Annotated in this window: 25 protein-coding genes; 11 read left to right on the forward strand and 14 right to left on the reverse strand. The window is 44.6% G+C overall.

The features are described 5' to 3' along the window. Window positions 1–3: 3 nt before the first annotated feature. From uraD to F3I09_RS01720, 4 genes are read left to right on the forward strand one after another with little or no spacing between them, the layout of a single operon-like run. Window positions 4–510 (forward strand): 2-oxo-4-hydroxy-4-carboxy-5-ureidoimidazoline decarboxylase, encoded by a 507-nt coding sequence (uraD, locus tag F3I09_RS01705; protein ID WP_149693308.1) that lies wholly within the window; start codon window positions 4–6, stop codon window positions 508–510. Then, entirely contained in the window at window positions 507–845 is a 339-nt protein-coding gene (uraH, locus tag F3I09_RS01710) for a hydroxyisourate hydrolase (protein WP_149693309.1), read from the forward strand. Before uraD ends, uraH begins: the two co-directional genes overlap by 4 nt. Window positions 846–860: 15 nt before the next feature. After that, window positions 861–2,294, forward strand: coding sequence for an aldolase/citrate lyase family protein (locus F3I09_RS01715; RefSeq protein ID WP_149693310.1), 1,434 nt, complete (start codon window positions 861–863; stop codon window positions 2,292–2,294). Window positions 2,295–2,333: 39 nt separating this feature from the next. Then, complete coding sequence (locus F3I09_RS01720; protein ID WP_149693847.1) at window positions 2,334–2,543, forward strand: KTSC domain-containing protein; 210 nt, start codon at window positions 2,334–2,336, stop codon at window positions 2,541–2,543. A gap of 19 nt (window positions 2,544–2,562) precedes the next feature. Here F3I09_RS01720 and F3I09_RS01725 read toward each other — a convergent pair whose 3' ends face one another. Further along, window positions 2,563–3,387: a ThuA domain-containing protein gene (locus F3I09_RS01725; protein ID WP_149693311.1), complete on the reverse strand. Its 825-nt coding sequence runs from the start codon at window positions 3,385–3,387 to the stop codon at window positions 2,563–2,565. Between the two features lie 86 nt (window positions 3,388–3,473). Here F3I09_RS01725 and F3I09_RS01730 point away from each other — a divergent pair, with 86 nt between their 5' ends. Continuing rightward, complete coding sequence (locus F3I09_RS01730) at window positions 3,474–4,814, forward strand: serine hydrolase (protein WP_149693312.1); 1,341 nt, start codon at window positions 3,474–3,476, stop codon at window positions 4,812–4,814. Window positions 4,815–5,055: 241 nt separating this feature from the next. On the opposite strand, the gene F3I09_RS01735 is transcribed toward F3I09_RS01730, so the two are convergent. Continuing rightward, entirely contained in the window at window positions 5,056–6,033 is a 978-nt protein-coding gene (locus tag F3I09_RS01735; RefSeq protein WP_149693313.1) for a D-glycerate dehydrogenase, read from the reverse strand. Window positions 6,034–6,495: 462 nt separating this feature from the next. Here F3I09_RS01735 and F3I09_RS01740 point away from each other — a divergent pair, with 462 nt between their 5' ends. Both F3I09_RS01740 and F3I09_RS01745 read left to right on the forward strand, forming a co-directional pair. After that, complete coding sequence (locus F3I09_RS01740) at window positions 6,496–7,191, forward strand: M949_RS01915 family surface polysaccharide biosynthesis protein (RefSeq protein ID WP_149693314.1); 696 nt, start codon at window positions 6,496–6,498, stop codon at window positions 7,189–7,191. A 20-nt stretch (window positions 7,192–7,211) separates the two neighbouring features. Continuing rightward, entirely contained in the window at window positions 7,212–8,258 is a 1,047-nt protein-coding gene (locus F3I09_RS01745) for a S41 family peptidase (RefSeq protein WP_149693315.1), read from the forward strand. A gap of 85 nt (window positions 8,259–8,343) precedes the next feature. Here F3I09_RS01745 and F3I09_RS01750 read toward each other — a convergent pair whose 3' ends face one another. The 3 genes from F3I09_RS01750 to F3I09_RS01760 all read right to left on the reverse strand — a co-directional run bounded on the left by F3I09_RS01750 (window position 8,344) and on the right by F3I09_RS01760 (window position 10,561). Beyond that, window positions 8,344–8,886, reverse strand: a complete 543-nt coding sequence (locus F3I09_RS01750; RefSeq protein ID WP_149693316.1) for a YbhB/YbcL family Raf kinase inhibitor-like protein — start codon at window positions 8,884–8,886, stop codon at window positions 8,344–8,346. Window positions 8,887–8,958: 72 nt separating this feature from the next. Then, entirely contained in the window at window positions 8,959–9,846 is an 888-nt protein-coding gene (locus F3I09_RS01755; protein WP_149693317.1) for an AraC family transcriptional regulator, read from the reverse strand. 40 nt (window positions 9,847–9,886) lie between these two features. Then, on the reverse strand, window positions 9,887–10,561 hold the full coding sequence (locus F3I09_RS01760; protein ID WP_149693318.1) for a TIGR02117 family protein: 675 nt from the start codon (window positions 10,559–10,561) through the stop codon (window positions 9,887–9,889). Window positions 10,562–10,707: 146 nt separating this feature from the next. On the opposite strand from F3I09_RS01760, the gene F3I09_RS01765 reads away from it, so the two are divergent. Then, window positions 10,708–11,379, forward strand: coding sequence for a suppressor of fused domain protein (locus tag F3I09_RS01765; RefSeq protein ID WP_188133643.1), 672 nt, complete (start codon window positions 10,708–10,710; stop codon window positions 11,377–11,379). Window positions 11,380–11,394: 15 nt separating this feature from the next. Here F3I09_RS01765 and F3I09_RS01770 read toward each other — a convergent pair whose 3' ends face one another. Beyond that, window positions 11,395–12,237 (reverse strand): rhomboid family intramembrane serine protease, encoded by an 843-nt coding sequence (locus tag F3I09_RS01770; RefSeq protein WP_149693320.1) that lies wholly within the window; start codon window positions 12,235–12,237, stop codon window positions 11,395–11,397. Window positions 12,238–12,382: 145 nt separating this feature from the next. Here F3I09_RS01770 and F3I09_RS01775 point away from each other — a divergent pair, with 145 nt between their 5' ends. Then, entirely contained in the window at window positions 12,383–12,916 is a 534-nt protein-coding gene (locus F3I09_RS01775) for a DinB family protein (protein ID WP_149693321.1), read from the forward strand. On the opposite strand, the gene F3I09_RS01780 is transcribed toward F3I09_RS01775, so the two are convergent. The 5 genes from F3I09_RS01780 to F3I09_RS01800 all read right to left on the reverse strand — a co-directional run bounded on the left by F3I09_RS01780 (window position 12,890) and on the right by F3I09_RS01800 (window position 20,690). Then, the gene (locus F3I09_RS01780; protein ID WP_223233105.1) at window positions 12,890–14,143 is read right to left on the reverse strand and encodes an alkaline phosphatase family protein; all 1,254 of its coding nucleotides are present in this window, start codon (window positions 14,141–14,143) and stop codon (window positions 12,890–12,892) included. The two genes, F3I09_RS01775 and F3I09_RS01780, sit on opposite strands and share 27 nt — an antisense overlap. A 24-nt stretch (window positions 14,144–14,167) precedes the next feature. Beyond that, entirely contained in the window at window positions 14,168–15,619 is a 1,452-nt protein-coding gene (locus F3I09_RS01785) for a SusD/RagB family nutrient-binding outer membrane lipoprotein (RefSeq protein WP_223233106.1), read from the reverse strand. 11 nt (window positions 15,620–15,630) lie between these two features. Then, window positions 15,631–19,050: a SusC/RagA family TonB-linked outer membrane protein gene (locus tag F3I09_RS01790; protein ID WP_149693323.1), complete on the reverse strand. Its 3,420-nt coding sequence runs from the start codon at window positions 19,048–19,050 to the stop codon at window positions 15,631–15,633. Between the two features lie 31 nt (window positions 19,051–19,081). After that, on the reverse strand, window positions 19,082–20,062 hold the full coding sequence (locus F3I09_RS01795) for a FecR family protein (RefSeq protein WP_149693324.1): 981 nt from the start codon (window positions 20,060–20,062) through the stop codon (window positions 19,082–19,084). 64 nt (window positions 20,063–20,126) lie between these two features. After that, the gene (locus F3I09_RS01800; RefSeq protein WP_149693325.1) at window positions 20,127–20,690 is read right to left on the reverse strand and encodes an RNA polymerase sigma-70 factor; all 564 of its coding nucleotides are present in this window, start codon (window positions 20,688–20,690) and stop codon (window positions 20,127–20,129) included. Between the two features lie 146 nt (window positions 20,691–20,836). Here F3I09_RS01800 and F3I09_RS01805 point away from each other — a divergent pair, with 146 nt between their 5' ends. Continuing rightward, window positions 20,837–21,445 (forward strand): DUF4291 domain-containing protein, encoded by a 609-nt coding sequence (locus tag F3I09_RS01805; protein ID WP_149693326.1) that lies wholly within the window; start codon window positions 20,837–20,839, stop codon window positions 21,443–21,445. A gap of 799 nt (window positions 21,446–22,244) precedes the next feature. Here the strand turns inward: F3I09_RS01805 and F3I09_RS01810 are convergent. Continuing rightward, a complete protein-coding gene (locus F3I09_RS01810; RefSeq protein WP_149693327.1) occupies window positions 22,245–22,718 on the reverse strand; it encodes a hypothetical protein in 474 nt (157 codons plus the stop codon). A gap of 290 nt (window positions 22,719–23,008) precedes the next feature. After that, on the reverse strand, window positions 23,009–23,593 hold the full coding sequence (locus F3I09_RS01815; RefSeq protein WP_149693328.1) for a hypothetical protein: 585 nt from the start codon (window positions 23,591–23,593) through the stop codon (window positions 23,009–23,011). Between the two features lie 340 nt (window positions 23,594–23,933). Between F3I09_RS01815 and F3I09_RS01820 the strand changes: the two genes are divergently transcribed. Further along, window positions 23,934–24,875, forward strand: a complete 942-nt coding sequence (locus F3I09_RS01820; RefSeq protein ID WP_149693329.1) for a hypothetical protein — start codon at window positions 23,934–23,936, stop codon at window positions 24,873–24,875. A 4-nt stretch (window positions 24,876–24,879) separates the two neighbouring features. Here the strand turns inward: F3I09_RS01820 and F3I09_RS01825 are convergent, their stop codons facing one another. After that, window positions 24,880–25,884 carry an IPT/TIG domain-containing protein gene (locus F3I09_RS01825; protein WP_149693330.1) on the reverse strand — a complete coding sequence of 335 codons (1,005 nt, stop codon included), beginning with the start codon at window positions 25,882–25,884 and terminating at the stop codon, window positions 24,880–24,882. Between the last annotated feature and the right edge of the window lie 17 nt (window positions 25,885–25,901).

Consider the following 25,901-nt stretch of genomic DNA (forward strand, 5'->3'; position numbering starts at 1 on the left):
CCAATGACTTTGACAGCGCTTAACGCATTAACACCAGAACAATTAAAAGAAACGCTCAGCACCTGCTGTGGCGCTACCGCATGGATTGAAAAAATGAAAAAAGAATTTCCTGTAACAGATGAAGACACCCTGCTGGCAGCCGCGGCCAAACACTGGCACGCATGCTCGGAACAGGACTGGCGGGAGGCATTCAGCCATCACCCGAAGATAGGCGACCTGCATGCCCTGCAGGAGAAATTTGCCACTACAGCACAATGGACCGCACGGGAACAGGCGGGGACTATTGACGCTTCTACCGTTATTCTGCAGGCACTTGCAAAGGGGAATAAACTGTATGAAGATAAATTCGGTTACATCTTTATTGTATGCGCCACAGGCAAGTCTGCTCCTGAAATGCTGTCTATTCTTACAGAACGGTTAAAGAACAGTCCTGAGGAAGAAATAAAGATCGCTATGATAGAACAGGAAAAGATCACTGCCCTCAGGCTGAAAAAACTATTAAGCGCATGAGCCAGATCACTACACATATTCTCGATACCTCCAGCGGTAAACCTGCACAGGATGTAGCCATCAGCTTATTCCGGCAGGAGGAACAACTCTGGACCTGCGTGGTAGAAGGCATTACCAATAAAGATGGCAGGGTCACAGACCTGCTGGCAAAAGACGTGATCATACCTGCTGGCATTTATAAGCTCAGGTTTGAGACGAAGATCTATTTTGAGAGTCGTGGCATCACTACTTTCTATCCCTTCATAGAAGTAGTCTTTTATATCAGCGGCAGTGAGCATTATCATGTTCCCCTGTTAGTAAACCCATTTGGTTATTCCACTTACCGTGGTACTTAAAACATCCATAAGACTATGCAACTGGCAATAGCAGACAATGAAAAAGAACAATTGCTGCAGGAACTCCGGAAGGCCAACCTGCGATTCCAGCAGGTATATCCGGGCGATAAACCTGACAGGCAGCCCGTACATACTGTATATGGCGGCGCTAATCTCTTTAAGGCCGATACCTGCGTACGGATGGGAGAAATTGCACTGAGACACCTGCATACATATGCGCCCAACTTTGTAGCCCTGGCCAGGGCCTTGCAACTGGAAGGACATGACCAGTTACCCCAACGGCTGGCAGATATCGCCCGCCTGGAGGAAAAGCTGGAAGGACTGTCTGATACGGCCAGAAAACAGGAACCGGCCTGGCTGTATTATACCGTATACAAAAAGATAGCAAGGAAACTTTTTGTGGAAGGAGTAGAAGACTTCCGGATCGACTTTGAGGATGGATTTGGCAACCGTCCGGATGAAGAAGAAGATGCCACCGCCATTGCTGCAGCAAAGGAACTGGCGCAGGGCATGCGGAACGAAACGATCTCCCCATTCATAGGGATCCGTATCAAACCCTTTACGGAAGATCTTAAACATCGTGCTGTACGCACACTGGACCTCTTCCTGGCAACGCTTTTAGATCAGACAGGCGGCATATTACCGGATAATTTTGTGGTGATGTTACCCAAGGTTACCATCCCCGAACAGGTCACTACACTGGTAAGACTGTTTGAGTTGCTGGAAAAAGCGCATGGCCTCACACCGGGTTCCCTCAAAATGGAAACAATGGTAGAGGCTACGCAGATCATCATGGATGATGAAGGCCGGAATCCGTTGATGCGCATCATACGGGCCAGCGAAGGCCGTTGTATTGCGGCTCACTTTGGCACATACGATTATACAGCCTCCTGTGGTATTACAGCGAAGTATCAGACCATGGCGCACCCGGTATGCGACTTCGCACATCATATGACGAAGGTGGCGCTGGGCAGCACCGGTATCTTCCTGTCAGATGGCGCTACCAACGTAATTCCTGTAGCACCTCATAAAGGCGATCACCTCACGTTTGCACAGTTGCAGGAGAACGATGACAACGTACATCATGCATGGCGTATAGGGTACGGACATACCATGCACTCCCTGATCAATGGTTTCTACCAGGGTTGGGATCTCAATCCGGCACAATTGCCGATGCGTTATGCCGCTACCTACCACTTCTTCCTGAGCAACTATGATGACGCCCTTTTCCGGCTGAAAACTTTTGTAGAACGTGCCGCCATCTCTACACTGACAAAAGACATTTTTGACGATGCAGCTACCGGACAGGGCTTGTTGAACTTCTTCCTCAAAGCCATCAATTGCGGCGCTATTTCAGAAGAAGAAGTACTGGCTACCGGCCTCACGCTGGAAGAGATCAGAAGCCGCTCTTTTTACAGGATACTGGAAGGCAGGAGAAAGCACCGCTGAAGCCGCTGACATTGGCCCGGCAATTGTATGACGGATAATATGCCTTCATCTGTTGTGTATAGGATGCATTACGACAGAGATACTGCTACTTTGCGGGTCATCTTCGTTTCAGGACTTGTTTACGACTATAAGAATGTCCCGGAAGAAGTGTATCACGCTATGAAGACTTCCGGCTCCAAAGGCACTTACCTCAACAAATATATCAAGGGGCATTACGAATATGAAAAGGTAGTTGAAACAGGTCACTAGCAGACGTATTGTAACCGGCTCAACGTCTTCCCAGCCACAGCAATGCATCCAGTGTGAACTGGTCCTGTTCTTTATTCCCAAAAGTAAGTGAAAGGTCTTTGTTGGTATGATGCTCGTAGTCAATATCATTATGCCCCATGTTCATATAGATCATCCTGTATTTCCTGTTGGTCCATGCCACAGGATAATAGCCGCTGTGCCAGATCTCATGCTGCTTGGGACCGGTACCAAGCGGGAAACTAGTGGAGTCTATAGACAGCAGAATCGTAATGTCTTTATTGGCCTTCAGATCATTAGACCAGCGATACCATTCATTGGGAGAGGATTTGAAGGTAGTGTGCATATGCTTCAGGGCAGGATGCTGCGGCTGCTCGACCCGCAGGATAGCGGAAGTAGGCCGCCAGGTATTACTGCCATAGGAACCTGACCCCAGGAATACATTATGATACCAGTCCCAGTTCTGTGGATAGTCTGAGGGCGTGAGCGCAAAAGCAGAAAAGTGAAATCCCATCCAGGCGCCCCCATTTTCCATATACTGCCGGAAGGCTTCCCGCTGTGCAGGGGTATCTGGTCTTGTATCAAGAAATAAAACTACCTGGTAATGGGACAGGAATGCGGGGGTCATCTTACTCCAATCATTGGTAGAATCGTAAGTAAAGTTGTATTCTCTGGCTTTGGCAGCAAACCAGCGGTTGGCTTCGTGCACAAAACTGATATGCGCCTGATCGTGCAGGGCAGTATAAAAACCGATCACTTTAAATGGTTTCCCTTTCTTTTGGGCACTGACGATTATAAAAGCCAGACAACAAAGACCTGTTAATATGAGTAGCCATATTCTTTTCATGAGACGTGGATTAATATAATTCCAAAATATAACTTTATCTTTAGGTACACAACATAGCCCAGCCGTCTTCAAACCTCACATTTGCCATGAAAAAGTTATTATGCCTCCTTTTCCTCCTCGGTGGCTTGCACTATGCGCATGCCCAGGATACTACAATCGCAAAGCTGGATACCTTGCTCAGCACCTACAACAGACTGTACAAATTCAACGGTACAGCATTGATAGCACAGCATGGCAGGATACTGCTGCATAAAGGCTACGGCTTCCGTAATATAGCCGAGGGTACCCGTGATGATACAGGCACCATCTTCCAGCTTGGCTCTGTTACCAAACAGTTCACCGCCGTTGTCATACTGAAACTGGAAGAAGAAAAGAAGCTCAGCGTAGAGGATAAAGTATCAAAATACTTCCCTGATTTCCCCAAGGGAGACAGCATTACGATACAACATCTGCTGACGCATACTTCCGGTATCTACAACTATACCAACGACAGGACTTTCATGGAAAACGAGGTCTTTCAACCTGCCAGCCGTGAAAAGCTCATGGCCCTGTTCAAAGACAAACCGCTCGATTTTTCTCCCGGCACCAAATGGAATTATTCCAATTCAGGTTACTGCCTGCTGGGATGTATTGCAGAGAAAGCGGCCAACAAACCTTATGAACAGCTGGTAAGGGAATATATTTTTAATCCCCTGCACATGACCAATAGCGGCTTTGATTTCAAACGCCTTAACAATAAGGAAAAGTCCACCGGCTACTTTTTCATCAACCAGGACAGCAGTAAAGTGGCGCCTGGCGTAGACTCATCCGTCTCATTTGCAGCGGGCGCCATGTACAGTACCACCAGGGATCTGTACAAATGGCATCAGGCTGCACAACAATATAAGGTCATCTCCAAAGCTGACTGGGAAAGAGCTTATACACCGGTCAAAAACAATTATGGCTATGGTATGATCATTGATTCCACGGAAGGCAAGAGAAAGATCTCCCATGGCGGCGGCATTCATGGCTTTATTACTACCCTCATCAGGATCCCTGAAGATGATGTATGTATCATCCTGCTGGACAATGCTTCTGACAATACTATCGGTAGAATAAGCGAATCCGTCCAGTCTATACTCTATAACAGGCCTTATACACTTCCTAAAGTGCGGAATGCCATAACGGTACCTGAGGTTAAGCTACAGCAATATACAGGCGAGTATGATATGAAAGGGTTTACGATCACAGTTGCTGTGAAAGATGGTATCCTGACAGGACAGCCCAGCGGACAGCAACCAACTCCCTTATATGCAGAAAAAGAGGATTTCTTTTTCCTGAAGATAGCTGATGTACAGATCAAATTCACCCGTGGCGAAAAAAATGAAGTGAACGGTATAATCCTCTATGAGAATGACAGAGAGAGAACCGGCACGAAGATAAAATAACAACTACAAGCCTGTCTGGCATTGTTGAAGTTGGGCCTGAGCCGGACTCACATAAGTCCATCTCAGGCCCAACTCACATCTGCCCAGGTGCACCTCAAATCCAGGCCGAAAAGTTCTATATAGGCTTCTTAATACTATTGCTTCACCATCTTTCCCGAATACAGGTTATCTCCGTCCTTCAACTGCTCCATATAGATTCCCCTCGCAAACAAACCTATTACGGCAGTTCCCTGCATTCTGTTTACGCCAGATGGATATTTTCGACTACCGCATGTTCCAAAGGTTGCTGCCGGAGCGCCAGGATCACATTTTTTGCGGCAATCAAGGCCATGGCATTGCGTGTATCTACAGTGGCAGAGCCGATATGTGGCAGAATGGCAACGTTCGGCATGTTCAGTAAGGGATTATCTGCCGCCATCGGTTCAGGATTTGTAACGTCCAGACCGGCTCCCCAGATGGTACCATTTTCCAGTGCCGCTATCAGGTCTTCTTCATTATGTACCCCGCCTCTGGCGGTGTTGATAAAAATAGAGGATGGTTTCATTTTACTGAATGCATTCTTATCAAAAAGACCTTTCGTTTCCGGCGTCAGGGCCGTATGTACGGACACCACATCACTTTGTTGCAACACCTCATCAAAAGAAACCCGTACTGCACCAAATGCTTTTTCCGCTTCCTCATTTCTACCACGGTTATGATAGATGATCTTCATATCATATGCACCCACACATCGCTTTGCCAGTTCAAAACCGATCTTGCCCAGGCCGACAATGCCTAATGTTCTGCCACCCAGCTCAAGACCAAGGTTCGCTGTAGGATCCCAGAAATTCCAGTTGCCACGTATAATTTCCTTATGCATGTGGAATGCTTTCCTGGAAGTAGCCAGCATTAACAGGAAGGCAGTATCTGCTGTTGCACCGCTTAATACGCCAGGCGTATTTCCTACGGCAATGCCTAACGTTCTTGCAGCTTCAGTATCAACATTATCGTAGCCGACTGACATCAATGAGACTATTTTCAGATGACGGCAGGATTCCAGGAAATAACGGTCCACTTTTACCGGACCGGATACCAGGACCGCGTCGTACTGCTGCAACACTTTAATCAGCTCTTCTTCCGGCTGGTGGTACATTTCCGTCCATACCGTAATGTCAAGACCGGCGCCTTTTAACAGCTTCAGCCCTGCTTCGGGAATATTCCTTGTTATATACACTTTCATATCACTATATGGTTTGCATTTACATTCAGTAACAAAATACATAAATGCCGGATTTCAGGGATGTTTTCGACAAACTTGTTCAAGTAATTTTGCACCGCATAACAAAAGATCGCCTTTTCCCTCGTACCATTTGAGAACACAGGTCAATGGTTAAAGCGCTTAGTTTATTTGTTTATTTTTAGTCTAGTCGGGGAAAGCCTTTTAAGTTTTACTTAAGAGGCTTATCCTTTTTGAATAAATTTACAACCCTACAGTTTATTAAGAGAAGGCCATCTTGTTAAATAGCCATGCACTTCTTATAGTTTTGTTAAAGCGCTGAATTCCGTCCCATACAGTTGCAATAATTAGCGAATAATGATAACTTGCACACGGTTCAATTGCCCGCCCATACAGCGTTAACAATTGATTTAAGATACTAACAATCCGTTTAAAATCATAACAATTCATTTAAGATTCTTTAGTATGAGGACGTTCCTGACAGCTATGTTCATTATTGCGATGGGCGGGAAACAACTATATGCACAACAGGTGAAGAGTGAGATACTATCCCCGGCAACTACGTCAACAATATTTACAGACGATGTCATTAAGCAATTCAACCTGCAACACCCCATCAGAAGGGTGTACAATTATCAGGATCAATCCGGCGCCTACTATCTTGTCCTTTGCGAAAGCATAGATGGAGTAACCAAAGATGACACACTCCATCAGAAGATAAACGCTGTCAATCTGAAGAAAGATGGTAACGGTCTTGTCAAAACATGGGAACTGAAAGATTTTATCAACAGCAATAATGCTAATAGCGGCCAGGAAACCTCCATATGGTTCTGGACAAAGTTCTGTGAAGTGAAAGACCTTGATGGTGATGGTAATGTTGATCCATTGATCATTTATGGTAGCAGTGCTGATGATGGGTATGATGATGGAAGGATCAAGTTTATTCTCTACTATAAAGGACAAAAAGTTGCTATCAGACATCAGAACTCAACGATGGATGAAGGACGGAATATCCAGATAGACGCAGCCTTTTATACACTGCCACAAGCGATACAGCAACACATCAAACAACTGATGAAAATGTTGTCTGAAAAGGATTTTGCGTTATACCCAAATGAGTACGAAAAAGCGATGGCCCAAAAGAAGCTGCTGATAGATTAATGAAACTCACAAAACTTTGTATGAAACCAAACTGCTATAAACCTGTTGCCCTGCTGGGCCTACTTTCCCTCCCTCTTTTCATGTCTGCTCAAACAACAACGGCAGCGAAAGACGCTGTACCTGTAGTGAGTAAAGACGCCACACACGAGATCATTGAAAAGATCAGCAAAGGGCTGGATGAAAGCTATCCATTCCCTGATATATCAAAGAAATATATCGCCGCTTTAAAAAGCCAGGAAGCGAAGAAAGCATATGAGAATCTCCCGGCTGACCAACTTGCAAAAAAGCTCACAAAAGACCTGCGCGAGGTGCATAAAGATGTGCATCTGACAATATTCTTCAGTAAAGATTATTTTGAGCAGCTTACCAGAACATATGCCAATACCAGTACGCCGGAAGACGAGCAGAAGGAGCTGGAAAAGAAAAGACGGAATAACTACGGCTTTGATGCAGTTGAACTGGATAAGAAAACATCTACTGCTTATATCAAAATATCCGGTGGTTTCCACGGAGAACAGGAAGCATTCGAAATGGCTGCCAATGCCATGAACATGGCTGCCTATTCAAAGAACATTATTATTGACATCAGGGATAACGGCGGTGGTACCGGTATGATGGGCCGCTTCATCGCTGGTTATTTCTTTAATCCGGGAGATGAGCGTTATTACCTGCATGGCTATCATAAAGACAGAACAAAAGATATCCAGGAATGGACATATCCTTTTGTACCAGGCAAAAGAATGCCAGACAGCAAACTTTATATACTGGTAAATAAACGTACTGCTTCTGCTACAGAAGGTTTCGCTTTTGCTATGCAGAAGATGCACAGGGCTACTGTCATTGGCGACACCACAGCCGGTGCCGGTATTGCAGGCTCTATGATACCGCTGAAGGAAAACCTGGTAGTATTCCTGCCGGTGAAAATGGTAGCAGCGCCAGATTCAGACCAGGGCTGGGAAGGTATTGGTGTGCTGCCTGATGTAGCAGTAAAAGGCGAGGATGCAAGAACTGAAGCAGAACGCATCATCAAAAAAGAGCAGGAAGAAGTAGCGGCAAAGACTAAATAGATAAGCGTAATATCCAACTAGAAAGCGGCTGTATCATTATACGATACAGCCGCTTTTCATTCAGGTACCTGATGGAGGCGGATAATCATGGATGTTGTGAATAAGCAACAATAGAAGCCTTTGCAAGCAGGTTTAAATTGAGGAACACACCTACAAGTGCAGCGGGCGCATTTTTGTCCAGCTCCAGTTTTGTTTTTAATGCGTATACTGTGATGAGATATTGGTGAGGAAGTCCGGGAAGTGGTGCAGGACCGATATAACCAGGTGCTCCTGTATCGTTGATACCGTTTACAACACCACCAGGTAAAAGGTTGCGGCCCAGGTCACCTGCACCGGCTTTTAATTCCTTTACATCTGCCGGAATATTATATACCACCCAGTGCCAGAATCCGCTTCCTGTTGGAGCATCCACATCATACATGGCAACAGCAAAACTCTGGGTACCGGCAGGTGCATTCTCCCAGGATAATTGCGGAGACACATTTTTCCCATGATATCCCATTTGATTCCATAACTGATCATTCACAAATTGTCCGCTGAGATCATTGCTTTTCAGCGTGAATGTCTGCGCCATGGCAGCAGAACAACCGAGGATGATCATCGCGATCAGTGTGCTTATTCTTTTCATAGTGCCTTGTTTTTAAGTGATACAAAGCTACTATGCAGGTACAGGTGGGTATTAGGGCTAACAGGTCAAAACCTACTGCTGAACAGTCAATTTCTGTTGTTGGTATTCACTGGGTGTAAGACCGTATATCTGTTTGAAGGACTGCGTAAAACTGGAATGGTTCTCATATCCTATCTTGTGATAGATCTCACTGGGCTTCTCCCTTCTTGCCAATAGCATTGTGGCTGCCATTTCCATCCGCTTCTGCAGGAACCATTTTGCAGGCGTTATGCCATACACTTTGCTGAACTTCCTTTTATAGGTAGACAGGCTCATATTACAGAGAAAAGCCAGCTCCTCTACCGTCACATTATTATAGAGGTTTGTTTCCGCTGACTTCCTGATAACAATATCTTCCTGCGTTTCATGTACAGCGGCTCTCAGGCTTAGTAGCTGCTGCGGATAACGGTCTGCGATGTACAGGAGCAGTTCTTCAAATTTCAGCTGCTTCATATGCCTGGATAAAGGTTTCCCTCCTTCCAGCATGAGCCATAACGAGTCTATAAAGTTCCTCAGGAATCCATCTTTATTAAACACAAGAAAAGGTTCACCTGCTGCATTATTTTCCGGCTTGTCCGCGCAGACGTGGGGGTATTTCAGAAAGAAGCTACTTAACACATTGGCCTCAAAGGAGAGCATGACGCTTTTATACATTCCGTCATCCGATATCTGCTTTTCACTCATAATACAGTTGCCAGATGATAAGAGCAGGAATTGCGAATTATCTATCACAGCATGTTTCTCTGCATAGTACACGCGCTTCTCTCCTTCCATCAGAAAACTGAACAGGTGATGCCCCAGCATGATCTTATTTCTCATCCGGTCTTCGGTGGATTGAAAAGACAATACATGGATATCATCCTGTCTGACCTCATCAGAAAGCAGGAAATCAGGAAATGAATAGCTGTCTGGAATTGCCATGGTAAGCAAAGTTACACAAATACCACATCAGGGGTATATCTTACCTGTACTGGTAGAATATGCCTTTATCGAAGGGCGTCCAAAGGCAGGCTTTTTGCCCACAGTGTTTCAGCCCATTATTTGCCCAGGTATTGCAGGTATGGAACAGGCTATAGCTTCTTTTTGCCTCGTAGAAGGCATCTGTCCTGCCATAGTTGGCGTTGGTGACAATATGTATGATATTTCCGCTGGCATCCCTGTCAAAACTCTCCCGGATATAGCTGACCAGTCTCGCATATTGTGCGCTGTCAACATTCAGTCTGATACAATCACTGCTTTCTTTGATGCCACGATAATAGGTAGCATGGATGGCAGATGTACTTAACCCGGTTGCCGCCTTAAAGGCGGTGCTGAACTTAAGATCTGCCCAGGTAGGCGTTTCCAGGTAGAAACCTTTGTCTCCCCAGCCAAAAGCGAGCCATTGGGCGGTGGTGTCTTTGCCGGTTGTATTCTCAAAAAGCACCTCTTTACTCCAGTCTATCTGCTGGTTGCGCACAGGCATTACCAGGTCAGTATGTACACCGTTGGTGAGAATATAAAGCGGGATATCTGCGCTGGCAGTTTCCTCCTTCGCCACGGAGATGCGGGACAATACATAAGCTGCTGACAGGTACAGGGCAATCAATAATACGGGGGTTAAAACTGTCCACCCAATGATCTTAAATGTTTTCCTCAAGCTGTTGGTGTTTAAGGGGCGCTTGTTCTCTGCTTCTTCTCTGCTTCTTCTCTCCTTGTTCTCTCAGCCCCCTGGTTTAAGAAATTATGAACACTTTGTTTCACAGGCACAAAGATATATATTACACGATATTAAATATAAACTACATGGAAACTTACGAGGAACACTTCGAAAACTCCTGTAAACTAAGGAATGAATACTGGGAAGCCATCGGTAAACTGGACCCCGACGTTATCGCACATCTGATCAATCCTTCCTTTATGGGCGGCCCGACCTGGCCTTCAGTCAGGCAGGCATTTGCCACTATCCGGCTGCAGGAGCATACCATCATTGCCAGCGACGGATTGAGTGATCCTTATGAGGATATGGAAAGCAACACCACCAATGCACCTTATAATGGTTTCGGCCTGGAAGTATATGTGCTGGCAGAAGAGATCACCGGCCGGGTAAATACCACCTGGGAATTTCAGCTGGCCTATCAGGCGGCACAACTAATAGCTGATCATGGAAATGTGGTGGCGCTGCTGGATGAGATGACCTACATCACTACCGAATTCTATAATGTGGATGTCCCTAAAGAATTTGTCAATGCCGAAGGAAGAGTTGGCGCCATACTGGGGCTCCCTGATGAAAAAATACCCGCCACGGTACAGCTTACACTGGAACCGGTAAAAATGGTAAATGTAAAGTTGCTGACACTTGCAGAGCTGGACTATGTGGTCATACATGGTGAAGAAGGCCGTATGAAACTGGCAGCGTTGTTAATACAACAGGGAAGTGCCGCGCTGTCAAGCTTAAACAGACCATCGGTGGTCTGAACGGGAGGCCGCACTTTACACCGACTGCGAATACTTCTCCAGTGTATCCCGTTCCTTCTTGGTAAGGCTTTTTATCCCTTTCTTATGGATTTTCTCCAACAGGAGATCAATCTCCTGTTGCCGGTCCATCCGGTCGAGGTTATACCGGTCGTCAATATCATAATCGCCGATATGGGTTTTGAAGTACTGGTTATCAACCAGCAGCAGATGGGGGCGGGTGATGATCAGATAGACGGCCAGCGCCCCAGGGAAAAGAATGGACAATATGGTGGGATAATTTTCCGCAATTGCTTCCGGTACTATACAGACAGCCACCAGCATACCGATCAGGGCACCGCCGAGATGTGCTTCATGCCCGATATTGTCTCTTTTTGATCTGATACCGTAAATGGAATAAAGCACATACAATAACCCATAGATCCAGGCGGGAATGGAGAACGGCAGCCCGAAGAACCCTATTCTCATGCCGGGAAACAGGGCAATAGACGCAAAGATGATCCCACAGACAGCCCCGGAAGCACCTACCGCGCTATAGTCGCCATGATTCCGGTGTATCAGTAATGACAACAGATTACCTCCTATCAGGCTGGCAAAATAAAGCGTCAGGAAACTGGATGGCCCCATCCGCAACTCCAGGCTTGTGCTGAAAGCGTAAAGTGCAAACATGTTGAAAAACAGGTGCATCCAGCTGACGTGCAGGAAGCCTGACGTGACCATGCGCTTGTAATCCTTGTACACAAGTATATTGTCCACCTCAAACGAGTATCTGTCAAAAAAGGAATGATCTTTCAATCCTTTGTATGACATAACGATGTTTACAACAATCAGTGCCAGGTTAATGAGACCAATGTATGCCATTCAGTGTGGGTTTTAAAAACTATAGGGAACGTCAGCCGGATATCTTGCTCACTGCAATATTGTTATTAATGCAAATATATCCAAATCTGCCGCCACGAATTCGCGCTTTACGGAAATTTATTTAATATTAGCAAAAATCGCACCCATGATATCCAAACCTCAACCTGGCGAATTTCTGCCCTACCAGGGCGTATACATTGATTGTGTGGGTAATGCCGAAGTTCCTGCTATACTCCAGGAACTGAGAGACAGCACCTATGCTTTTTTCACGGCTATTCCCGAAGAGAAAGCAGACTACGCCTACGCTCCCGGTAAATGGACCATTAAAGAAACACTGGGGCACATGATCGATACGGAAAGAGTATTTGCCTACCGGCTGTTGTGTTTTGCCCGGGGAGAGCAACAGGGGTTACCAGGCTTTGAACAGGACGATTACGTCCTGAATTCATATGCCAATGACCGCACATTGCAGGATCTGGCAGATGAATTCAGGATCGTACGTGAATCGTCTATTTACCTGTTACGTAATCTGAAGAAAGACCAGGAAGCCATTATCGGTAAGGCAAACAACAACCCTATTTCAATAAGGTCATTGGCCTATATGATCCCTGGTCATGAATTACATCACCTGAGGATATTGAAAGAACGTTACTTACCTGGACTGGGTATCCAGATCTAACCACTCATTCACTGTATTGGCAGCTGTTTCCAATACGATCTTATAATAGCCGGATGGCAGTTTTGCTACATCCAGCAGCGCATGACGGTCCTGTACGGGTACTTCTGCCAGCAGATGGTACTCGTCAGTACCGCCTGTCTTGAAAAGATTGGTCGTTGTGACCCAGATCTTCACTTTACCGGTATCCTGTAAAGCCGTCCACTTGATATCGATATGACCCTGTATAAAATTCGCTGAAGGATTTACTATCGCCACCTTCCCGATCATAGGGATGCCATCCACTTCGCGGGCGGTATGCTGAGGGATATCCATATTCAGATAACGCGCAATAGTTGGCATGATATCCACAATAGCCGGCTCATAATAACGGGCATAATCATTTGCAGGTTTGTAGCTGGTCACCATCCAGGTACTTCTCTGACGGGCGGACTGTCCACCATGATTGCGGCCGGTCTTTTCATCACGGCCATGATCAGTCGTGATCACAATCATCCAGTCTTCCGCAAAATGCTGCTGCCTGTAGGAGATCGCTTCCCAGAGGCGGCCCATCTGCTTGTCCATCATTTCCACAGCATTGTAGAACTGCGGACTGTCGCCATATCCATGCCCCATATCGTCTGTATACTCAAGGTATACCCATGTCAGGGAAGGCGCATCCTTCTTAATGCCGGCACTTGCCTCATCGATCACCTGCTCGTCAATGCGATGCATAAAATCCCTTTTCTCGTCGTGCGGGAAATGGGCAGTATCCAGTTCATAGCCATCCGCATGCAGGTCTATCTTCACATTACCAGCGTCCAGCAATCCATCACCCGCCAGTTTGGTACGGTTATCCAGCCAGCTGGAATAGATCGCGGTCTTCTTTTGCGGATACTGTGTTTTAAACAGCCGGAAAAGGTTATAATAATGATAGTTAGGCGCTTTAATGTCGTTGTCAGGCACATTGTGCTTATTTACCCATACACCTGTCAGCAGACTGTTATACCCCACCGCTGAGATGGTAGGCGTCTGATTGTAGGTACCCTTATCTCCTCCCACATGCATGCGGGTATACCTGCCGGCAGCAGCGATACGGTCAATATTGGGCGTGTTCAGTTTTTCCAGCACATCTGCCGGAATACCATCCGCAATAACAAATACTACTTTCTTCTCCCTTTGTTGCTGGGCCTGAAGGCCCCCTGCCAGCAAAAGGCTGAGGCAGGAGGCCAGGTATATTTTCTTCATCATGAACATAAAAATATAAAATACGATTTATTCTGCTTTCAGCAGCCACATTACTCCGTTGATATTGTCATCTCCTGCAAACTGGCTGTTAACAGCAGCTTCCACATTCGTCTGATTGGTCTGTAATTCCGTTACAGGGTACATCCAGCGTTTAGGTACTTTCTTGTTGTTCAGCACACCGGAACCAGATACATCAAATACCGGCAAACCAGTACGGCGCTGCTCGTAAAAGAAATGCCAGTCGCTGTTCATAAAGGAAGCAATATATTTCTGTGTCATGATCGCTGCCAGCTGGCCGGTAGCAGGGAATGGATTCAATGCCTGATAAGCATCGATGGAAGCCTGATCTATATTATAGAACAGCATAGAGGCCTGTACACCTTTCTTATAATAAGCAGCGGCATCTCCGTTGATCCAGCCACGCACCACCGCTTCTGCCAGGATGAACTGCAGTTCTGCATAACCGATGGCAATACTTGGTTCATTCACCGGGTTATTGAAGTAGCGGGATTTGATCTTGGACACTTCACCAGCCAGTACCTTGTTACTGTTGTCATTTACCGGATCGCTGCCTTTTGCACCACCATAAGCGGTAAAATCGTTATCAGGTAATGAAGCATACTTAGGCGCTTTCTCTGCAAAACGGAACAGACGCGGATCTTTCAGGCCTTTCAGCAGGTCTACAAAAGTAGCATCAAGGTAGTACGCTGTCTGCAGATCATTATCGTTGTATGTCGGGTAGCGGGTGCCCAGTACATCATAGAATACCAGCTGACCGTTATCAGCATTGCCTGTCATTAACGGATACGTGTTGGGATCATTTACGATCTCAGCGAACCGTCCTTTCACATTCAAGCTTGTATTGTTCTCTTTCAGGGATAAACTCATGAGGATACGGAGCGACAGTGTATTGATCAGTCTTTTCCACTGTTGCATAGAACCATTGTACAGGATATCGCCCTGTACTTCTGCGGTAGTACTGGTGATCAATGCATTCGCGGCTTTAAGATCATTCAGCACAGATACGTAGATATCCGGCTGTTTGTCGTATACCGGAGAGATAGTATCCTGTTCTCCCTTCAATGCAGCAGAATAAGGAATATCACCAAATGTATTGGTCAGCTGCATGAAGTAATAGGCCTTAAAGAATTTTACCAGCGGAATATATTCCGGCTTCTGCATCCTGTTAGCTTCCTGCTCCATTTTTGCCACCTGGCGCAGATCCTTATAGGTATCAAAACCCGCCCTTGTCCAGCCATAGTATTGTTCATTGGACACGCTGTTCACAAATACCATCTGACGGGTAGCGAGGGTAGCCCCCAGGGTAGTAGACTGAAGTGCTTTCTGGATCACTGTTGATAACAACAGGTCCGGAGTGGCGTTTGTTGGCTTGTTAGGATCTGTCTGGAAATCATCAAACTTCTTACAGCCTGCTGCAATGATCAACAGCAGTACCGCTATGCTATATATTTTTCTCATGGTAGCTGACATTAGAATTTAAGATTAAGGTTAACACCAATGCTTCTGGAAGATGGCGTTTGTAAGTTATCCACACCAGCATCCGGATCTACGTTTGGCATTTTGGAGAACAGCAACAGGTTACGGCCTACAGCAGAAATATCTGCTGCGCGGAAGATGTGTCCTTTCAGCCATTTAGATGGCAACCTGTAGGTGAGTGTTACCTCTCTCAGTTTCAGGAAAGTCTGTGAATAATAGTTGTAATTCACAAACTGGCTGTTGCTGGTGTTGGTCATGTAGTCTATATAATTCACCCCTTGTGTATTCGGGGCAAAAGTCCTGTTATCACTGATGATGTTACCATCCCTGTCATAGTTTGCCTGACCGGAAGTCACGATCACACCCTGTCCTACATAGGTAGATTTACCTTCATTCGCTTCATCCCGGAAGTGATTCACAGTACCTGGATTGGTACCACCCCACCACATTTTCTGATTGGTAGTGGAATACATCAAACCACCGATACGTCCGTCTACCAGGAAACGGAAGCTGAAGTTGCCATAAGAGAAGGTATTTTCCAGACCATAGATCAGATCCGGATCACTGTTACCTACCAGACGCTGTATGTTATCTGCCAGCGGGAATCCGTCAGCTCTGTAGATCACATTACCGGAGGGGTCTTTCTGATAAACAGTGGCAAAGATCTTATCAGCCCTGTCGCCTGCTTTCAGGTATCCAAGCCTGTCGCCACCAGTGATCTCTTTCAGATAACGACGGTAAGTGCTCAGATTCAGCAATACATCCCATCTGAACTTCTCTTTGCGCACAGGTGTGGCAGTAGCTACGATCTCAATACCTCTGCGTTGATAAACGTGACCGTTCTCCAGGCGGCTGGTAAAGCCACTGCCTAATGATACCGGGATCTCCAGGATATTGTTGAAGTCTTTCGTCTGGAAGTAAGTCAACTCCAGCCCCAGTTTGTTGCCGAAGAACTTAGTTTCGACACCAGCTTCCCAGCTGTCGGAAGTCTGCGGATGTAGTGACTGATTATAGATCACATCTTTGTAAGTCAGGCCAGGTTTACCGTTCCATGTTGTGCTCTTATCGTACGAAGGAAGATAACCATAGGTGTAACTGTTATCCAATGTACCACTGGATACTCTGGACACCGCACCTCTTGCCTTCAGGAAAGAGAACCACTCAGGCAGATGTACCAGTTTTGATACGATCACTGATCCTGATAAAGACGGATAGAAGAAGCTATTGTTGGCAATAGGTAATGTAGAGATCTTATCATTACGGCCTGTAACAGAGAGGTAGATCGCGTTATACAGTTCCACGTCTACAACACCATAAACACTCGCTGTTCTGCGTTCCTCCAGCGAGTTGGTTGACTGTACAGCATTCGCAGAGTTACTCAGGTTATACAATCCCGGGATGGTTAAGCCATCCGTATTGCTCGATGCGTCTTTCTGGTTCCGATAGTAGTTTGAACCACCGGCCTGTGCGTGTATTTTAAAATTATCGCCGAAAGTATGGTTGTAATCAATGATCAGGTCAGACACTATATCAAAGTAGGTGCTTGAAGTGATAGTATACTGTCCTCTTGATTTATTACCATAACCAATATAGCTCTTAGGCTCATTATAGTTACGGTTCAGGCTATGCTGGTTAATACCGGTACGGAACTTAGCATTAAAAGAAGGACTGATCTTATAGTTCAGATCAACTGATCCGAAAGTATTGTTCTTATCATAACCCCTCAGGTATTCATAAGCCTGGAAGTATGGGTTGTTATAGTAAGAAATATTGTAGTGACGTTGCTGAACACCTTCCTTACCTGGCACCCAGTAATTGCGCAGGTCACGCACATCAATATCCGGCCCTGTCCAGAGGATCAGGTTATACAGGTAGTTGGTAGGACCATAACCTGTTTCCGGGAAGTTATGCGTGTATTCTTTGTTATAGCTCATACGGCCATTTACACTGAAATTCTTACTCAGATTGTATGTACCTGCCAGGTTGAAGGAAGTATTCTTCAGGTCTGTATTGGGTACAATACCCTGCTGATAGATATGTGAGGCAGAAACTCTGAAACTACCGTTATCACCTGCTTTGGTGAAGCTCAGGTTATTACTGGTGATGATGCCGGTGCGGAAGAAGTTCTTTACGTTATCCTTACCGCGTGACAGGAATGGTAATGGTACCAGCTTACCTGTAGTAGGATCAACAGGGCTGTTGAACTGCGGCGTTTCCCAATAGCCACTTGGTGTGGAGGCATCACGCTGATCCAGTTTAGGTCCCCAGATCCAGCCAAAACCTTCAGGGCCGCTACCGGAACCGTCTATATATTCATATTCACCCTTAAAACCGTTACCATAAGAAGTCTGTACTTTAGGAATACGGATAAAGCTGGTCTGGAACTGTGTAGAGGAGTTAAACTCAACGCTCAGGTCTTTGGAACCACCTCTCTTTGTAGTGATCATGATAGCACCGTTAGTACCGATGGAACCATACAGCGCTGAAGCGGAAGCACCTTTCAGTACGGTCATGCTCTCGATATCATCTGCATTGATCTTATACAGATCGGCAGTCTGGTCGGGAATACCATCTATTACGATCAATGGTTTAGCACCGCGCAGGGAGATACCCGGATCCTGGAACAGGTCCGTCGTATTCCTGATAGTCAGACCCGCTACACGGCCTGTCAGGGAGCTAATCACGTTTGGCTCACGGGCTTTCACCAGGTCAGCACCTTTTACTTCCTGGGCAGCATAACCCACCTTTGCTTTTTCTTTCTTAATACCCAAAGCCGTTACAAGTACTTCGGACAATTTCTTTTCATCATCCTGCAGGGTTACCTGGTAACTTGCGCCTTTATCTACAGTCAGCAGGAAAGGCTGATAACCTGTAAAGAAGAATTGTAATACTTCTCCTTCATTCGCTTTGATCTGGAAGTCACCGTTCTCGTTGGAGATAGTACCGCGCTTTGTACCTTTTACCATGATAGATACACCAGGCAATGGCTGTTTCTTTGCATCAGTCACTTTACCGGAGATTGTCTTCTCCACAGGATCTTCTACTGCCGCAGGCGCTACACCAGCTTTTACAATGATGTTATTGTCCAGGCATTTGTAATTAAAGGCTGCCTGACCAGCCAGCTGTTGTAATACATTTTCAAGAGTGGTATTGCGTGCATTCAGGTTCACCTTCCTGGCCATCAGCCCGGACTGGTCCATGCAGATAATAGCATAATGCGTTTGTTGTTCGATCATTTCGAACACTTCTTCTAATGATTTATTCTGTACAATCAGTGAACAGGGCACCTTATGTAGGTCTACCCGTGCCCCTGCCTGTACGGAAGCAAATGGCAATGATAATACACAACAAAGCAACATACATAAGATTGCTTTGCTGCGTGCGATACTCAGATGTTGGTAAAAACGAAACATAATTTCAGGCATTTAGCGTGATTGATAGGCATTATTTTGTGGTGAAACGGATCTGGTTTCCGTTGATCGTGTAATCAAGATTGTCCGTTGCTTTGATCACATCCAGTATATACTTCAATGGTTTGTCATTGAACCTGGCAAACAGTTTATAACCGGCCATGGCAGGATTAGCGAAGGAGATCTCGACATCATATAATTGCTCCAGTTTATTTGCTACGACTGACAGTGGTTCATTACGGAATACCAGCAAGCGGGAAGTCCAACCTGTAGTGGCTTCCACATCATAATTCCGGGTATAGGCGCGTTGGTCATGGCTATCATAATACAACTCCTGTCCGGGCTGTAGTTCATAAAGTTTCTTTTGCGCAGGAACATTTACCTGTACCTTTCCATCTACCAATGATACTGCCGCACTGTCCACTCCTTTATAATATGTTACATTGAAGCGGGTTCCCAACACCTGCACAGACAGATCGCCTGCCAGCACTGTAAAAGGCTTGTGTGCATCTTTGGATACTTCAAAAAAAGCCTGTCCTTCCAGGAGAATGTTCCTGTCATGCTTTCCAAACTCCTGTGTATACCGGATGCTGCTCTTTGGCGCCAGATGTACAATAGTTCCATCAGGCATAGTGTCTGTCAACACCTGTCCGGGCTGTGTCTTCTTCTCTATATAAGCGAGCGTCTGATGGTGTGGCTGCTGTCTTAAAAAGAGGATGCTGCTTATAATGATACCTGCAACAGCTGCGGCTATGCCCGCCTGCCAGGAATACCTCCTTATTAATCCTTTCTGCTGATGGTGTTGAATGCGTTGCTTTACATCATGCAAAGCAGTAGCTACCTGCCCTTCATCATGCTGCTGCTGACTAGCCAGCCATATCTCCTGCAGGATGCGATAGGCTTCCCTGTTCTCTTCCGCACTCTCCAGCCATTCAGCCAGGAAGTCCTCTTCCCATGGAACGGTCTGTTCATTAAAATGCCGGGTGATCAGTAAATAAAGTTCCTTTTGTTCCAATCTTTTTTCTGTTTACAAGACTAGGACGTAAAGAATGATCCTGCTCGTGACAGAAAAAACGGAGTTAACATATTGGTAATATTGGGTAGGATGTCTTGAGGATCTTCAATGCGCGGAACATATGTGTCTTCACGGAGTTAAGGGATATATTTAACAGCTCCGCAATTTCATCATAGCTAAATCCTTCATAACGATGCATCTTAAACACCAGTCGCATCTGGGGAGGTAACTGCGTGATCAGCTGCTGTATCTGCGAAGTAATGTCTTTATATATCAGTTGATGGTCAGGTTGTTGGTGATCTTCACTGGCAGTTTCAGCCAGCACTTCTTCCGGGAGATTGAAAATAGTTTTCCGCTTGCGGTAATAGTCAAATACCCTGTTCCTCACAGAGACGTATAAATAGGCACTTAAAGTAGTAGAAATAGCAATCTGGCGGCGGTTATGCCACAGCGTACAGAACATCTCCGCGACGATGTCTTCCGCTTCGTCAGTAGGGTAAGGCAGGAGTACTTTTGCAAACTGCAACAATCCTTCATAGTAACGCTTGAAGATAGCATCAAATGCATCTTCGCTACCGGAAATGAAGAGTTGCAGGTGTTTGTCTTCGTCGAATGAATGGCGTGCCATTAGCGCAAAGCTAAGGGGTGGGAATGGGTTTCAATGTTAGGTTTTTATTAAGTCTGGGTTACATAATACTTCGGTTAAAGCTCAGTTATCTTCCGCTTAAACTTTTTTATCAATATCTTTGTTACGATAAATAACGTGACCCTATAATGAAAGAAAAGGTAATCAGAGCTTTATATGATGAGGATACAATTACTGTCTATCAGGCATACAATAAAACAATTGCACTACACGCTATAAATTCCCAGACATTTGTTTGCCCCCCTTTCAAAAAAGAGAGAATGACCTGGATCAAACCTTCTTTTCTTTGGATGATGTACCGGTCGGGATGGGCAAGCAAAGAAAATCAGGAGTATGTTTTAGCTATTAAGATAAAGAGGGAAGGATTTGAATGGGCGCTTGAAAATTCCTGTTTGTCACATTTTGACAATGCTGGCCATACAACCCTGGAAGATTGGAAAAAAAAGTTACAGGCATCACCGGTACGTATTCAATGGGATCCTGAAAGGGATATTTTCATGCAACCCTTACATGAGCAACGCGCTATTCAGATGGGATTGTCTGGAATTGCGGTTGAAAAATATATAGAGGAGTGGATTGTGAGTATTGAAGATATTACAGCATATTCACAAAATATCCGGGAACTAATAAAAGCTTATGAAATAGATCAGGCAAAGGATTTGTTGCCGGTTGAGAAGCTTTATCCTTTGCCTGAAGTATTACGTGGAGGATCAATTTTCATTGATTCCACACGCTAGTCGAGAATCAGTGACTGACTTTCAATCAACCAGCTTCTATAGTATTATATAACGGTCCAGGGCCGTTGCTATCAAAGTAATACTCTTGTTCATTACCGTTATCCATTTGACAAACGAAGTAATCAAAACCGTAAGTAGCTTTAAAAGCTTCGGCCCAATTCCTTAGTGTATCAAACTTATTTTTATAAGTGCCAATACTCAAATCCTTTAGATCAAAATACAATAACAACTCTACTTCATCTTCATCCCGGGTTAAATTAATGAATACATGAGGAACGTTAGTTTCTTGTATTACTAAATGATTAGTAGTGATTGTTCAAAAATCTCACGAAAATCCCTGTCACTCCGGCTGTGTAAATGACCCGCGTCATTCCATATTATGAATCTATTTCCGGGTTCAGTCTCAAAATTCAGCAGCAAATCAAAAAGTGCATGCCGATTTGAGCTTAATTCATAACCAACTGGCAAAGTCAAATTCGCCTGATAAACAAACGATTTAAAGTCAAGGATTAATCTTCCATATAACGGTGTTATTTCGTATCCTCCTCGTCTGGCAAGAAATTGAGTATAATTAGTAATAAACCAGATCATTTTATCACGGTTCTTTTCTATCAGAATAAAATCATTGGCAGGCATCGTTTCCAATGAACGATGCCTTTCGGAAACAGGTTGATCGATATCTATTCGTTTAAATGCATACAACAATTTAGTAACAAAGGTAAACTCGCAAAATTCAGAGTAGTATATGTATATGCGACATGGGTAATCGCACGGTGCTGATCTCAAGCTCTCTGTTATGTCAGAAATTAAAGCTCAAAGGGCCCAATTCATCATTCGTAAAAAATCGGTTATCTAAATCAAAATTAAAGACTGGCTCGTATCCACAGCAATACATTTTGGCGCTAAGATTATCCGCCAATATTTTTACAGATTCTTGCAAATCACCAATTGATATATCTAATTTGTTAAAATCACATTCCGGAAAATCTATACTGAAATCGTAACAATTATCATATTTGTATACTTGAATACCCGCATCGGGGAGCTCCAATTTATGCAATCGGAAATGGGAAAATCTAAAATAAAAGTAATCAATGAATGCGCTGTCAAAACGTTGCTTCAATTCCGATGGAGGAGGCATTTGGACGCCATCAAATTCATCCAATGTAGTTCGGTAATACTGTAGCTTGCTTTTAGTATTCAACGCTGAAAGCAATACTATAACTTTCTCTACCAAAACTTCTTCTAATAAAATTTCTATGTTTTCAGCCATACAAATACTTTATTAAATAAATCCTTTAAATGATCCGTCCAAATTAAGCCTTATTCCACGCCCATCTATCAATCTCTTTTCCAAAAAATGTATCCCTTTATCTCCTCTCACCGGTACAAATTTCCCCGGTGCACTCATTATCTCATCAAAATGTTTCATTGCCAATTTATGGTATTGAGCGGGAAGTGAGCATGTAAGGATATGGAAAATTGGGAGTATAATATCTGATGTGCCTATGAGTACCGCGGAATATGGGGCAGGAACGCTTTCTGTAGAGGTGCTGACTGATGTCAATGAATTGAAATCGGTGTCTTATAAAGATAAAAATGGCCGAGTTGTAATGACTGCCTCTCAGGGGATAAATTATCTAATAATTTAACCGCACCAGTGGCAGAGACTACAAAACTTCCCTGACGCCCGTTAAAACTAAAGTTAAAAATGTCTAATTCTCTGTCATCTATTACAGTTGCATCATGCCTGTAAAAAGGAATTTTATAGTCAAATAAAGGCATCAATGCCGCTTTGCTTGGCATTGGAGTATTGCTGTAATTACTAAACGCTCTTCCAGTAGCATACATATCACCTGTTAATTTTCCCCCAACCTGGTCATCAGGTTCTCCTCTGGTAGACCGAGTAACCATGCCCCCAACTTCCATTTCCCATCCCAATCCAACGTTTGATGCCAGATCGCTTACTCTAATACCATTACCGCCAGTATAAGTAAGACTTATAGAAGTAGATAACCTATCTCCATTACTATAATTAAACAAAGGGAAGTTGGCTAATGCTCTTCCGGTCGACAAATCTACCTGAGCAAATGACGTACCAGCGCCAAATAAAAGCACCAACAGTGACAGATAAAGGGACTTCAACATATAAACTAAGAAATAATACTAGAATTAGCTAAAGGCTAAACAATGCTCAATATAGGTCATTATACAGGGCAAGGTCAACTTAACAGACTACAAAGATATAACTCGTCCACACCAACATTGATAACACATTAGTCGTACCACATGATTATCGTACGGGTAAATCTGGGCATATCACAATATTAAAGCCTAACTGCGTCATGTATCTGCGCAATATATATTACCCCAAAACATAAAGAAACATTCACGACAACAGTATAACAAAAATTTTAGTAAATTTACTCACAATCCCCGGCATCTCTATCCCCCCTTCTGATTGTCACATCATTTAACTCCAATGATTATGAAAACGTGTATACTCATCATTTTCATGTTATATATCTCTCATTCCATACTCGCTCAGGAAAAGGACACTGCCAACCACTACCAGCAACTGAAAGAAAAATACCAGCGACTAAAAGACTCTGTCTCCCGATTATCACCTTTCATTCCAGCTGTATCATCTGTACTCATCAACCACCAGCAATTAGAGCTAAACTTCTTTGCATCTATCATTTCAGCGAATAACTACAGAGATGACGACGGACACCTTGGTGACCTCAATGCCCGTCAAACATACCTCTATCGTACATTACAGGCAACATACGGCGTATCGAAACATGCACGATTCAATGCAGGAATAGATGTCAATATTGTGATGGGAAGAATAGACCAGGACAGAACCAGTTCTATGTTTAAGGTATTTGACTCAGGTGTAGAAGGTAACAGCAGGTTTGCAAGAGCCATTACATCTGTAGCAGCAAGGATCAGGTGGAGGCCATTAAGGAGGAACTACAATTTCACAATACAAAGCAGCATCTCCTTCCCTACCGGCATCAGCCGGGAGAAGCAGCAGGTATTAGGGTACAGCCAGATCTTTCTCACGTCTCAGTTCCTGTACAATCAGCCCTTGAGTGAACGCCTGTTCCTCTTTTCCCAACTAGGCTTACAATATGGATTTGAGAGAGAGAATACCCCGGCAGTATTCTTCTCTCCCATCTCCCTGTACTTAAGTTATTTAATCCCCAGAAAAACGATCCCCTTTATTTTGTTCAATTATATTCCGATGTTCAGCAAGGATAACAGCTGGTCCTACAGTCGCTATACAATGCAGGTTGGCGGCGGACTACAATACCAGATCACCCGCCGCTTGCTGATCAATGGCTATTATGCCAATGACATAAAAGGAAAAAACTACCCCGACTTTAACACCTACAGTCTCAGCTTACGATATGTGCTACACTAATAACTCAAGGATCACATTGCAGATTAGGATCATTGGATCTCCTGTCAAACGTACATGTTGAGATCGTACCTGTCTTGGAGGAGATGAGCACCATTTTTAACACACAGGGATTAGCTGTTGAAGAGGAGAATTGTCCTGCAAAGGTTTCTCCTGTCTTCTTGTTGGTAAACTCAATATAGTTAAGGTCGTTATAGTCTTTGTTTGCATTGAAGTGATATTCATAAGTGCCGGTCACATCATAATTGAATGTGCCGTCATCGGTATTGAGATCCACGAAGTTATTTCCATCTTGCTTCGAGAACAATCCGCAGGTCCAATTATTGGAAATAGCAGGTACATAGTTGGGAGGAGGAATTGCAATAATTGAAAAGTTGACACTGGCAGGTCCTCCGGGTGGTGGTCCTGATACCTGGAAGTTGAGCGTAGACATCCCCTTGACAGTTTTCACCTTTACTGTTACCGTACCTGCAGGCAGATCTTTTGGCACTGTGACGGTAATCACCTTTTTGTTGTTGGTATAAACAACAGCGTCCTTGTCATTAAAGGTTACACTGATAGCGCCTGAAAGATTATCGCCATAGATCAGCACAGGATATTCTGTGAAGTTCGCAGCAGGAATGATCTTACTGAGTGTTGGCGGTAAAGGATCTATATTGTCCGGTTCTTTTATTACTTCAAATTGCAGTTCATTGGACTTGCCCCCGCTGGTATACACTGCTATCTTATTTACGCCTATGGTGGCTCCCGCTGGCACTACCGTCGTAATAGCAGTACTGGTATTGCCCACAATGGTAGAAGCAGTACTATTAAACGTGATCTTGTCAGCACTACCCATGTTCTGACCATTCACCGTTACAGGCTCTCCTATAATGCCTTTCACCGGAGACACCGAACTAAGCGCAGGCACCGGGATAACTTCTTTTTTGGATGATTTGCCGCACTGCGGACCGGTAAACAGAATGATCAGCAACAGCAGGAATAGCTGGTTGATCCTTACCATCTGTTTCATAAGCGTCAATTTATAGT

The organism is Chitinophaga sp. CF418, assembly GCF_900142925.1.
Classification (GTDB): Bacteria; Bacteroidota; Bacteroidia; order Chitinophagales; family Chitinophagaceae; genus Chitinophaga.

Coding starts and splice junctions, on each gene's coding strand:
- F3I09_RS01720 (WP_149693847.1), top strand. CDS start 2,334: ATGCCTTCATCTGTTGTGTATAGGATGCATTACGACAGAGATACTGCT.
- F3I09_RS01780 (WP_223233105.1), bottom strand. CDS start 14,143: ATGATGAAGAAAATATACCTGGCCTCCTGCCTCAGCCTTTTGCTGGCA.
- F3I09_RS01755 (WP_149693317.1), bottom strand. CDS start 9,846: ATGGCAATTCCAGACAGCTATTCATTTCCTGATTTCCTGCTTTCTGAT.
- F3I09_RS01735 (WP_149693313.1), bottom strand. CDS start 6,033: ATGAAAGTGTATATAACAAGGAATATTCCCGAAGCAGGGCTGAAGCTG.
- F3I09_RS01765 (WP_188133643.1), top strand. CDS start 10,708: ATGGAAACTTACGAGGAACACTTCGAAAACTCCTGTAAACTAAGGAAT.
- F3I09_RS01790 (WP_149693323.1), bottom strand. CDS start 19,050: ATGTTTCGTTTTTACCAACATCTGAGTATCGCACGCAGCAAAGCAATC.
- F3I09_RS01715 (WP_149693310.1), top strand. CDS start 861: ATGCAACTGGCAATAGCAGACAATGAAAAAGAACAATTGCTGCAGGAA.
- F3I09_RS01740 (WP_149693314.1), top strand. CDS start 6,496: ATGAGGACGTTCCTGACAGCTATGTTCATTATTGCGATGGGCGGGAAA.
- F3I09_RS01785 (WP_223233106.1), bottom strand. CDS start 15,619: ATGAGAAAAATATATAGCATAGCGGTACTGCTGTTGATCATTGCAGCA.
- F3I09_RS01750 (WP_149693316.1), bottom strand. CDS start 8,886: ATGAAAAGAATAAGCACACTGATCGCGATGATCATCCTCGGTTGTTCT.
- F3I09_RS01800 (WP_149693325.1), bottom strand. CDS start 20,690: ATGGCACGCCATTCATTCGACGAAGACAAACACCTGCAACTCTTCATT.
- F3I09_RS01825 (WP_149693330.1), bottom strand. CDS start 25,884: ATGAAACAGATGGTAAGGATCAACCAGCTATTCCTGCTGTTGCTGATC.
- F3I09_RS01820 (WP_149693329.1), top strand. CDS start 23,934: ATGAAAACGTGTATACTCATCATTTTCATGTTATATATCTCTCATTCC.
- F3I09_RS01730 (WP_149693312.1), top strand. CDS start 3,474: ATGAAAAAGTTATTATGCCTCCTTTTCCTCCTCGGTGGCTTGCACTAT.
- F3I09_RS01810 (WP_149693327.1), bottom strand. CDS start 22,718: ATGGCTGAAAACATAGAAATTTTATTAGAAGAAGTTTTGGTAGAGAAA.
- uraD (WP_149693308.1), top strand. CDS start 4: ATGACTTTGACAGCGCTTAACGCATTAACACCAGAACAATTAAAAGAA.
- F3I09_RS01775 (WP_149693321.1), top strand. CDS start 12,383: ATGATATCCAAACCTCAACCTGGCGAATTTCTGCCCTACCAGGGCGTA.
- uraH (WP_149693309.1), top strand. CDS start 507: ATGAGCCAGATCACTACACATATTCTCGATACCTCCAGCGGTAAACCT.
- F3I09_RS01745 (WP_149693315.1), top strand. CDS start 7,212: ATGAAACCAAACTGCTATAAACCTGTTGCCCTGCTGGGCCTACTTTCC.
- F3I09_RS01770 (WP_149693320.1), bottom strand. CDS start 12,237: ATGGCATACATTGGTCTCATTAACCTGGCACTGATTGTTGTAAACATC.
- F3I09_RS01805 (WP_149693326.1), top strand. CDS start 20,837: ATGAAAGAAAAGGTAATCAGAGCTTTATATGATGAGGATACAATTACT.
- F3I09_RS01725 (WP_149693311.1), bottom strand. CDS start 3,387: ATGAAAAGAATATGGCTACTCATATTAACAGGTCTTTGTTGTCTGGCT.
- F3I09_RS01815 (WP_149693328.1), bottom strand. CDS start 23,593: ATGTTGAAGTCCCTTTATCTGTCACTGTTGGTGCTTTTATTTGGCGCT.